8 protein-coding genes and 2 pseudogenes are annotated in these 8,918 nt (G+C 73.9%); 2 read left to right on the forward strand and 8 right to left on the reverse strand.

Going from position 1 to position 8,918, the window contains the following annotated elements:
• Nucleotides 1-33: 33 nt before the first annotated feature.
• A pseudogene (locus ACH4UM_RS30200) lies at nt 34-183 on the forward strand (helix-turn-helix transcriptional regulator); the annotation flags it as partial.
• A gap of 223 nt (nt 184-406) precedes the next feature.
• Here ACH4UM_RS30200 and ACH4UM_RS30205 read toward each other — a convergent pair.
• On the reverse strand, nt 407-1,693 hold the full coding sequence (locus tag ACH4UM_RS30205; protein ID WP_398186072.1) for an SGNH/GDSL hydrolase family protein: 1,287 nt from the start codon (nt 1,691-1,693) through the stop codon (nt 407-409).
• 301 nt (nt 1,694-1,994) lie between these two features.
• On the opposite strand from ACH4UM_RS30205, the gene ACH4UM_RS30210 reads away from it, so the two are divergent.
• Nucleotides 1,995-2,366, forward strand: coding sequence for a PPOX class F420-dependent oxidoreductase (locus ACH4UM_RS30210; RefSeq protein WP_398186042.1), 372 nt, complete (start codon nt 1,995-1,997; stop codon nt 2,364-2,366).
• On the opposite strand, the gene ACH4UM_RS30215 is transcribed toward ACH4UM_RS30210, so the two are convergent.
• From ACH4UM_RS30215 to ACH4UM_RS30245, 7 genes and pseudogenes are all read right to left on the reverse strand, one after another.
• Nucleotides 2,363-2,881, reverse strand: a complete 519-nt coding sequence (locus ACH4UM_RS30215; protein ID WP_398186045.1) for a methylated-DNA--[protein]-cysteine S-methyltransferase — start codon at nt 2,879-2,881, stop codon at nt 2,363-2,365. The two genes, ACH4UM_RS30210 and ACH4UM_RS30215, sit on opposite strands and share 4 nt — an antisense overlap.
• Nucleotides 2,878-4,275, reverse strand: a complete 1,398-nt coding sequence (locus ACH4UM_RS30220; protein WP_398186075.1) for a bifunctional transcriptional activator/DNA repair enzyme AdaA — start codon at nt 4,273-4,275, stop codon at nt 2,878-2,880. The genes ACH4UM_RS30215 and ACH4UM_RS30220 overlap by 4 nt, the downstream gene beginning before the upstream one ends.
• A 114-nt stretch (nt 4,276-4,389) precedes the next feature.
• Nucleotides 4,390-5,499, reverse strand: a complete 1,110-nt coding sequence (rsgA, locus tag ACH4UM_RS30225; protein ID WP_398186048.1) for a ribosome small subunit-dependent GTPase A — start codon at nt 5,497-5,499, stop codon at nt 4,390-4,392.
• A gap of 382 nt (nt 5,500-5,881) precedes the next feature.
• Entirely contained in the window at nt 5,882-7,474 is a 1,593-nt protein-coding gene (locus ACH4UM_RS30230; RefSeq protein ID WP_398186051.1) for a cation acetate symporter, read from the reverse strand.
• Nucleotides 7,471-7,815 (reverse strand): DUF485 domain-containing protein, encoded by a 345-nt coding sequence (locus tag ACH4UM_RS30235; protein WP_398186054.1) that lies wholly within the window; start codon nt 7,813-7,815, stop codon nt 7,471-7,473. The genes ACH4UM_RS30230 and ACH4UM_RS30235 overlap by 4 nt, the downstream gene beginning before the upstream one ends.
• Nucleotides 7,812-8,465, reverse strand: coding sequence for an adenylate kinase (locus tag ACH4UM_RS30240; protein ID WP_398186056.1), 654 nt, complete (start codon nt 8,463-8,465; stop codon nt 7,812-7,814). Before ACH4UM_RS30240 ends, ACH4UM_RS30235 begins: the two co-directional genes overlap by 4 nt.
• Nucleotides 8,466-8,519: 54 nt before the next feature.
• Nucleotides 8,520-8,918: pseudogene (locus tag ACH4UM_RS30245) on the reverse strand (acetyl-coenzyme A synthetase); the annotation flags it as partial.

Below are 8,918 nucleotides of genomic sequence, written 5' to 3' on the forward strand. Positions count from 1 at the left end.
TGACCCGGGCCCCGGATCCCCTGGTGCCGCGGTCCGGTGGTGGTGTCCGGGACGGAGAACGACGCCGAGGAGCAGGCCGCCGGACGCGGGGTGCGCCACCGGGTGGTGGTGGAGCGGGCGGTGCTGGACCTGGCGGACGGCATCACGGAGCTGACCGCCGCGCTCGGCCGCGACGAACTGGTGTGAAGCGGCTGATGGCGCCGGCCGGTGTGACCACCCGCCTCGAACTGGGCCGGCACGCCCACGAACGCGGCTGGGTCTCCCGCGACCGCCACGTCCGACCCTGCGTCCGACCCGACGGCTGATCCGGCGTCTGACCAGGCGGGTGACCAGGCCACCCGGTGGCCGGCCCAGCGTCTGACCAGGCGGCCGGCCCAGCGTCCGACCCGCTTCTGCCTCCCGGCCTTCACCCGGCCCCGAGCGCGGCCGGGTCGATCGTGTCGGCGACGGCGCGCATGCCCGTGTCGTTGAGGTGGAGGTGGTCGCCGGGGTCGTACGCCGGGCGGAGCCGCTGCGGGCGTGACGGGTCACGGACGGCGGCGTCGAAGTCGGCGACCGCGTCGAACAGAGCGCCGCCGCGGATCAGGGCGTTGACCGCCTGCCGTACGGCCTCGCGGGCCGGCGTGTACGCGCTGTGACCGCCGTAGGGCGTGAGGGTCGCGCCGACGACGCGGATGCCGTGGGCGTGGGCGCGGGCCACGATCCGGGAGTACGCCGCCGCGAAGGCGGCGGGGCCGGTCGCAGCCGGGGTGCCGTTGACGTCGTTGATGCCCTCCCACACGACCAGCACCCGCACCCCGGACCGGCACAGCGCGTCGGCGTCAAGCCGGGACAGTGCACTCGGTCCCACCCCGTCGCGCAGCAGGCGGTTGCCGGAGATGCCCGCGTTGAGGACGCCCAGGCGGCGGGGCGGGGGCAGCGCGCGCAGGCGCTCGGCGAGCCGGTCCGGCCAGCGGTGGTCGGCGTCGCGACTCGAACCGGTGCCGTCGGTGAGGGAGTCGCCGAGCGCGACCGCGCTCCCGGCGGCCGGGGCGCCCAGGACGTCGACGCCGGTGACGTAGTACCAGTGGGTGGTGGTCGCGGTGAACGCGGCGCCGTCCTCGTCCGCGGTCCGGTCGCCGCCCGGGGCGAGGTAGCTGGTCCGCAGCGCCGTGCGATGGTAGGTCGCGGGGCCGGGGTCACCCGGTGTGTACACCGTGACCAGGAGTTCCGCGGCAGCCGGCAGGGCCAGCCGCACCGGATCGGTGACCGCGTCCCGGCCGGGCGGGACGGTGATCGTCCGGGCGCCCCGGAAGGCGGCGGTGCGCAGCGAACCGGGCAGGGCGCCCGGACCGCCGGGGCGGCGCAGTGCCACGGTGACGGCGCCGAGCCGCAGGGGCGCGGTGCCGAGCCGGTTGCTGAGCCGGACCCGGAGGGCGCGGCCGCCGACGCTGGTGTGCACGACGTTGCGGATCGTGGTGCCGGCAAGCCCGGGCGCGGTTCCCGAGGGGGCGGCCTCCCAGGTGCCGGTCCACACCGGCGGCGGGGCGCCTCCCGCGCGGGCCGGTGCCTTCGCCGCCGCTGCCGTCGGTGTCGCTGCCGTTGCCGCCGCTGCCGCCGCCGGTGTCGCTGCCGTCGCCGGCGTACCGCCGCCCAGAAGGAGCAGCAGCGTCGCCAGGACCTGCCCGGACCTGGCCTTGGCCCGCCGGGCCATGGGCACCCCTCCCACCGCACCCACCGCACCCACCGCGTCCGCCACCCGCATCCGCCCTCCCGTCGGCCTTCGCCAGGCGACCGTGCCATACGGGACGCGCCGCTGACGGAGGCTCACCGCCCGAACCACCCGCCCGGCCCAGCCGTGGCCGGCTGCTGGGCGGGCGTGGTCGGGTGTGGTTGGCCGCGGGGCGGGCGTGGTCGGGTGGCCGGGTCTCGTCGGCCGTGCCGTGGGTCCGGGGTGACTGGACCTGCGCCGAGGATCCGATGCGCGGGCGGCACCGGAGTGCTTGGCTGGCGGCATGACCGAATTCACCGAGGCCGAGCGCGCCTACCTGAGGACGCAGCGCCTGGGACGGCTGGCCACCGTCGACCCGCACGGTCAGCCGCAGGCCAACCCCGTCGGCTTCTTCCCGCAGGACGACGGCACCATCCTGATCGGCGGCCTCGCGATGGGCCGCACGAAGAAGTGGCGCAACCTGCGGCAGAACCCGAAGGTCGCCCTGGTGGTCGACGACATCGTCAGCCTCGACCCCTGGCGGGTCCGTGGTGTCGACATCCGCGGCGAGGCCGAACTCCTCACCGGACCGCACGAGTTGGGCCCGCACTTCAGCGAGGAGGTGATCCGCATCCATCCGCGGCGGATCCACAGCTGGGGGCTGGAGGACGACTAGGGCCTGAGCGCGCCCTCCAGGGTGAGCAGCCGTACCTTCCGCTCCAGGCCGCCCGCGTAACCGGTCAGGGAGCCGTCCGCGCCGATCACGCGGTGGCAGGGGCGCAGAACCAGCAGAGGGTTGGCGCCGATGGCGCCGCCGACGGCACGCACTGCCGCCCGGGAGGCGCCGACGCGGGCGGCGATCTCGCCGTACGTCGTGGTCGCCCCGTACGGAACGGTGTCCAGGGCCGCCCAGACCCGCTCGCGGAAGGCGGTGCCGTGCGCGCGCAACGGCAGTGCGAACTCCTTGAGTTCACCGGCGAAGTAGGCCCGCAGCTGCTCCTCGGCCGCGCGGAAGGGGCCCGCGTCGTACCGCCAGTCGTCCTGGACCGTGCGGCCGCCCTTCTGGCCGGGCACGGACAGGGAGGTCAGGGCGCCGGTCCGGTCGGCGGTGAGGAGCAGGGGCCCGAGGGGGCTGTCGAGGCGCGTGAAGTAGGTCATCTCGGTGGTCGTCCCGTGTGTCGGCATGGTCATCGGTTCTCCAGCTCTCCTGCGGCGCGCAGGTGGTGCAGGGCGTACGAGCGCCAGGGGCGCCAGTTGTCGGGGATGTTCAGGTCGGGCGGGGCCGTGTCGGGGTCGCCGAGGGCCCGGGTGCGGATGGCGGTGGCCGTGGTGGTGTCAAGGCCGGGCAGGGCGAGCAGTGCCCGGTGCGCTTCGTCGCGGTCGGCGCCCGCGTCCAGTCGTACGGTGCCGTCGGCGAGGGCGGCGGCCAGGGCACCCAGGGTGCCGCCCGGCTCGGCCGCGGCGAGGGCGGCCGGCTCGGGGAACAGATGGGTCAGGGTGCCGCAGGGGGCGTCCAGCGCCTTGCCGTGTTGCCGTACCAGATCCCCGGCCGCCGCCGGTCCCACCAGTTCGCGTATCGCCGTCTCCTCGGGGTCCGCGGCGCCCGGGGAGCGCAGCCCGGGCCGGGCCGCGACCAGCGGCGCAAGTCGCGGATCGGCGGCGAGCCGCTCGTCGACGGCGTAGGGGTCGGCGTCGAGGTCGAACAGCCGCCGCAGCCGCTGCACGGCCGTAGTCAGGTCGCGCGGGTCGGTCAGGTGCAGCCGGGCCTCCAGCCAGCCGCCGGGATGGGCGCCGGACGCGGTCCGCGGAGCGCCCGACCGTTCGTCGACGGCGACGATCCCGGTGCCGTGGGGCAGGCGCAGGGTGCGCCGGTAGGTCCGGGCGCCCGGCGTGCCGCGGACCTCCTCGACGCCGGGCACGGCCTCGCGCCGGAGCAGGTCGAAGACCGGTCCCGCCTGGTACGGGCCCCGATGGGCGAGCCGCAGCGCGATTTCGGCGGTGGGCGCGGCGGCCCCGCGGCCGCGCATTCTCGGAGCGGCGGCGCGCAGCTCGCTCGGGGTGGCCGCGTAGACGGCCCGGACCGTGTCGTTGAACTGCCGCACGCTGGCGAATCCGGCCGCGAACGCGACCTGCGTGACCGCCAGTTCGGTGGTCTGCAGCAGGACGCGTGCGGTGTGCGCCCGCTGCACCCGGGCCAGCGCGAGAGGCCCGGCGCCGAGCTCGGCGGTGAGCTGGCGCTGCACCTGCCGCGCGCTGTAGCCGAGCCGGGCGGCCAGCCCGGCGACGCCCTCCCGGTCGATCACACCGTCGCCGATCAGCCGCATCGCCCGTCCGACGACGTCGGCCCGCACGTTCCAGCCGGCGGAGCCGGGCACGGTGTCCGGACGGCACCGCCGGCAGGCGCGGAAGCCCGCGCCCTGGGCGGCGGCGGCCGTGGCGTAGAACCGTACGTTGTGCCGCTTCGGGGTCACGGCCGGGCAGCTGGGACGGCAGTAGATCCCGGTCGTCCCGACGGCGAAGAAGAACTCTCCGTCGAACCGGCCGTCCCGGCTGCGTACCGCCTCGTACCTGGTGTCCTCGTCCATCACGCTGTCCAGTGTCCGCCCGCCGTGGTGCGGGCGCTGGCGGGAATCGGACACGGCACTGACGGCGGCCCCGGGGCTCGGGCCCCGGGCCCCGGGGAGGCGCCTGGGGTCGCCTCAGCGCCGCCGTCCCCGCTTGGCCTCCATCGCCGCGCGGCCCTCCGCGCCCTTGCGCTTCCAGTCGCGCCTGATCTCCGCACGCACCCGCGCGTCGGTCTTGGCGACGATCCACTGGTTCTCGCGCATGAGCTTGCGGTAGCTCTCCAGCCGCCGCTCGGGCAGCTCACCGGCGTCGATCGCGGCCAGCACGGCGCAGCCGGGCTCGCTGCCGTGCGCGCAGTCGTGGAACCGGCACCGCGCGGCGAGTTCCTCGATCTCGGAGAACACCTGTCCGACGCCGCTTCCGGCGTCCCACAGGCCCACGCCGCGCAGCCCCGGTGTGTCGATCAGGACGCCGCCGCCGGGCAGTGCGAGCAGGTTGCGGGTGGTGGTGGTGTGCCGGCCCTTGCCGTCGACGTCCCGCGCGGCCTTGACGTCCATCACGTCCTCGCCGAGCAGGGCGTTGGCGAGGGTCGACTTGCCGGCCCCGGACTGCCCGAGCAGCACGGACGTGCCCGCGGAGACGACGGCGGCCAGCACGTCGAGCCCGTCCCCGGTCGTGGCGCTGACCGGCAGCACCGGCACCCCGGGCGCGGTCGTCTCCACGTCCTGGACGAGATACGCCAGTCCCGTCGCGTCCGGCACGAGGTCGGCCTTGGCCAGCACCACCAGCGGCTGCGCCCCGGACTCCCAGGCCAGGGCCAGGAAGCGCTCGACGCGGCCGAGGTCGAGTTCGACGGCCAGCGACACGGCGACGATCGCGTGGTCGACGTTGGCGGCGAGGATCTGCCCCTCGGACCGCTTGGAGGAGGTGGAGCGCACGAACGCGGTGCGCCTCGGCAGCAGCGTCCGTACGAACCGCGGATCACCGCCCGGGTCGACCGCGGCCCAGTCCCCCGTGCACACGACCTTCATCGGGTCGCGGGGGACGACGAACTCGGTGTCGGCGCGCACGGTGCCGTCCGGTGTGACGACGTCGCACAGACCGCGGTCGACCCGGATCACCCGGCCGGGCACGAGACCCTGCCCGGCGTACGGGGCGAACTCCGACTCCCAGCCCGGGTCCCAGCCGTACGGGGCGAGCGGGTGGGACGGAGCCGACGGAGCCGACGGAGAAGAGAGATTCAAGGGGAAACCCTTCACAAGGGTGGCCCCGGCAGCGCGCCCGGCGCGCAGTGGAAGTGGAGGTCAGCCGGAGACCACAGGGGTGGGATCGATGAACTTCCGGATCTGGGCAACGCCCAGCGCAACGACAGTCATCACGGTCCTCACCTCCTGTTCTCGCGAACGTGCACGTAAGTCGACGGCTTGCGAAGCAGAGCGTACGGGACACAGATGCCGCGGAGCCAACCCCTTTTTTTGCGGCTTTCTGCGGCACCGACCCGTTCAGCGGCTGGTCAGTCCGCGTACAACCTCGCTGCGGAACTCACCGGACACCTCCAGCAGGGGGCGGTGGCCGCCCCGGTCGACAGCCTGGCGGGCCGGGTGCGGCAGAGGCTCGCACGCGGCTTCACTCCGTGCCGAGCAGAGACCGCGCCTCGAACTCGCGGTACGCGGCGGCGTCGGTGGTCGTGGGGCTTGTGACGGTGCCGAGCCAGCCCAGGAGGAAGCCGACCGGGATGGAGACGATGCCCGGGTTCTGCAGGGGGAACCAGGCGAAGTGCGACGTGGGCAGCAGTGAGGTGGGAGTGGAGGAGATGACGGGGCCGAAGGCGACGAGCAGGAGGGCGCAGCCGAGGCCGCCGTAGAGGGCGAACAGCGCACCGCGGGCGGTGAAGCGGGCCCAGAACAGTGTGTAGACGAGGGTCGGCACGATGGAGGAGGCCGCGATGGCGAAGGCCAGGAAGGCGAGTGAGGAGGCGTTCCAGTCGCGGGACAGCAGGGCGAGCAGGATGCCCAGCGCACCGGCCACGGCCGCCGAGGCGCGTGCGGCGGCCAGTTCCTGACGGTCGTTCACCCGGCCCTTGCGGATCACGTGGACGTACACGTCGTGGGCCAGCGACGAGGCCGCCGCCAGCGTGACCCCCGCGGCCACGGAGAGGACCGTGGCGAAGACGAGACAGGAGAAGGCCGCCGTCAGGATGTTCCCGCCCACCGACTGCGCGAGCAGGAGCACCCCGGCGTTTCCGCTGGGATCCGTGGCCTTGACGGTGCCGGTGCCGACGATCGCGGCCGCTCCGAGTCCCAGTACCCCGACCGCCAGGCACACGGCGCCCACCAGACCGATCGTCCACAGCACCGCACCGCGCAACCGCCGTGTGCTGTCCGGGGACAGCAGACGCATGACGATGTGCGGGAGTCCCGCGACACCGAGGGCCATGGACAGCTCGAGGCTCAAGAAGTCGATCCTGCTGGTGGTGCTCGCACCGAAGCGCAGGCCGGGCCGCAGGAACGCCTCCCCGTGGCCGCTGTTCGCGGCCGCCGTGCCGAGCAGGCGGTCGCCGCTCCACCCGAAGTGCGACAGCACCAGGACGGCGGCCACCGCCACCACGGCCACCAGCAGCACGGTCTTGGCGACCTGGATGAACGTCGTCCCGGGCATACCACCGACCGCGACGTAGAAGACCACGAAGATGCCGACGATGATCGTGCAGAAGGCCCGCGCCGTGCCCCCGGGCACCCCGGTGAACTGGGCCAGGAGCGCGACACTCCCCGTCAGCTGGGCCACCAGGTAGACGAGGGACACGATGAGGGCGCAGAGCCCCACGGCGAGACGGACCGGCCGCTGTCGGGCCCCGACCCGCTGGGCGAAGGTGTCGCCGAGCGTGAACCGACCCGCGTTGCGCAGCGGTTCGGCGACCAGCAGCAGGACCACGATCCAGCCGACCGCGGTTCCCACCAGATACAGCAGGCCGTCGTAGCCGGTCAGACAGACCAGACCGGTACTGCCCAGGAGGGTCGCGGCCGAGATGTAGTCACCGCACATCGCCATCCCGTACCGCAACGGCGAGAGCCTGCGGTCGCCGATGTAGAACTCGCTGATCATGTCGCTGTACGGCCCGGCGACGACCGCGGTGAACATGGTGACGACCAGGAAGACGAGGAACAGCACGAGCGGCAGGGCGAGGCCGCTGAGGGCGATGACACCCGAGGCGAGGGTCACTGTTGCCCCTTTCCGTCGCGACGCAGGTGGGCGTGGCGGGTACGGATCTCGTCGGCGTGCGGGTCGACCCGGGCGCGCATGTGCCGCTCGTAGCGCCACGCAGTGATGAAGATGGCGCCGAAAACCGCCAGGCCCAGCGCGAGTCCGAGGGTGAGATGTCCGGCCGGCGCGAAGTCCACGGCCCCGGGCGTGAAGCCGGACAGCAGGATGAACAGCAGATGTCCGCCGACGACGAGGACAGCGGCCGGCACCGCGAAGCCGAGGCGGGAGCGGCGCAGTTCACCGAGGTCCGGCTCGCCGGTCGTCTCCTCGGGCGGCGGGGCGGCGTACGGTCCGTTCATCTCGTGACCGCCGCCAGGGCCGCGCTCATCCGCTCGGAGACCTCCGGCACGGTTCCGGATCCGTCGACGTGGACCAGGAGTCGCCGGTCGGCGTACCACCGCAGCAGCGGGACGGTCTGCGCGGAGTGGACGGCGAGGCGCCGCAGGACGGTCTCCTCGCTGTCGTCGGCGCGCCGGACGAGGCCGCCGCCGCACCCGTCGCACCGGCCTGCGACGCGGGGCGGGGAGAAGACCAGGTGCACGGTCGTCCCGCACGCCGGGCACATGCGCCGGCCCGTCAGCCGCCGCACGATCTCGTCGTCCGGCAGGCCGAGGGCGATCACGGCGTCGAGCGCGGCCCCGTGGTCGTCCAGGGACTCCTCCAGGAGTTCGGCCTGCCGTACGGTCCTCGGGAAGCCGTCGAGCAGGAAGCCGTCGGCCGCGTCCGGCTCACCCAGGCGCCGGGTGACGACGGTCGTGGTCAGCTCGTCGGGCACCAGCTCCCCGGCCTCCGTGTGCCGTCGCACCAGCCGGCCTAGTTCCTTACCCTGGCGGACCTCGGCGCGGAACAGGTCCCCGCTGGAGATCGCCGGTACGGACAGCAGGCCGGCCAGGACGCGGGCCTGGGTGCCCTTGCCCGCGCCCGGAGGGCCGATCAGAACGATACGCATGCTCAATTCCTCTGATTCCGGTGATCCCTGGTCCCTGGTCCTCCCCTTCGGCGGTCAGTCCTCGGCCGGGGCGGCGGGGAGCTTGGTCTGGATGAGGTCCATGACGGTGGAGTCGGTCAGGGTGGTGACGTCTCCGAGTTGCCGGTTCTCCGCCACGTCGCGCAGCAGTCGGCGCATGATCTTGCCGGAGCGGGTCTTGGGCAGCTCGGCGACCGGCAGGATCCGTTTCGGCTTGGCGATCGGGCCGAGGGTGGTGCCGACGTGGTTGCGCAGCTCGGCGACCAGGGTTTCGGTCTCCGCCGCCGTGCCGCGCAGGATGACGAAGGCGACGATGGCCTGGCCGGTGGTCTCGTCCGTCGCGCCCACCACGGCCGCCTCGGCGACCGAGGGGTGGGAGACCAGGGCGGACTCGACCTCGGTGGTGGAGATGTTGTGTCCCGACACGAGCATCAC

It is taken from the genome of Streptomyces sp. NPDC020801, from assembly GCF_044334385.1.
Lineage (GTDB): Bacteria > Actinomycetota > Actinomycetes > Streptomycetales > Streptomycetaceae > Streptomyces.

Bases quoted from the DNA above. Each gene is read 5' to 3' on its own strand.
- ACH4UM_RS30205 (WP_398186072.1), bottom strand. From the start codon at position 1,693: ATGGCCCGGCGGGCCAAGGCCAGGTCCGGGCAGGTCCTGGCGACGCTG.
- ACH4UM_RS30210 (WP_398186042.1), top strand. From the start codon at position 1,995: ATGACCGAATTCACCGAGGCCGAGCGCGCCTACCTGAGGACGCAGCGC.
- ACH4UM_RS30215 (WP_398186045.1), bottom strand. From the start codon at position 2,881: ATGACCATGCCGACACACGGGACGACCACCGAGATGACCTACTTCACG.
- ACH4UM_RS30220 (WP_398186075.1), bottom strand. From the start codon at position 4,275: ATGGACGAGGACACCAGGTACGAGGCGGTACGCAGCCGGGACGGCCGG.
- ACH4UM_RS30235 (WP_398186054.1), bottom strand. From the start codon at position 7,815: ATGAACGGACCGTACGCCGCCCCGCCGCCCGAGGAGACGACCGGCGAG.
- ACH4UM_RS30240 (WP_398186056.1), bottom strand. From the start codon at position 8,465: ATGCGTATCGTTCTGATCGGCCCTCCGGGCGCGGGCAAGGGCACCCAG.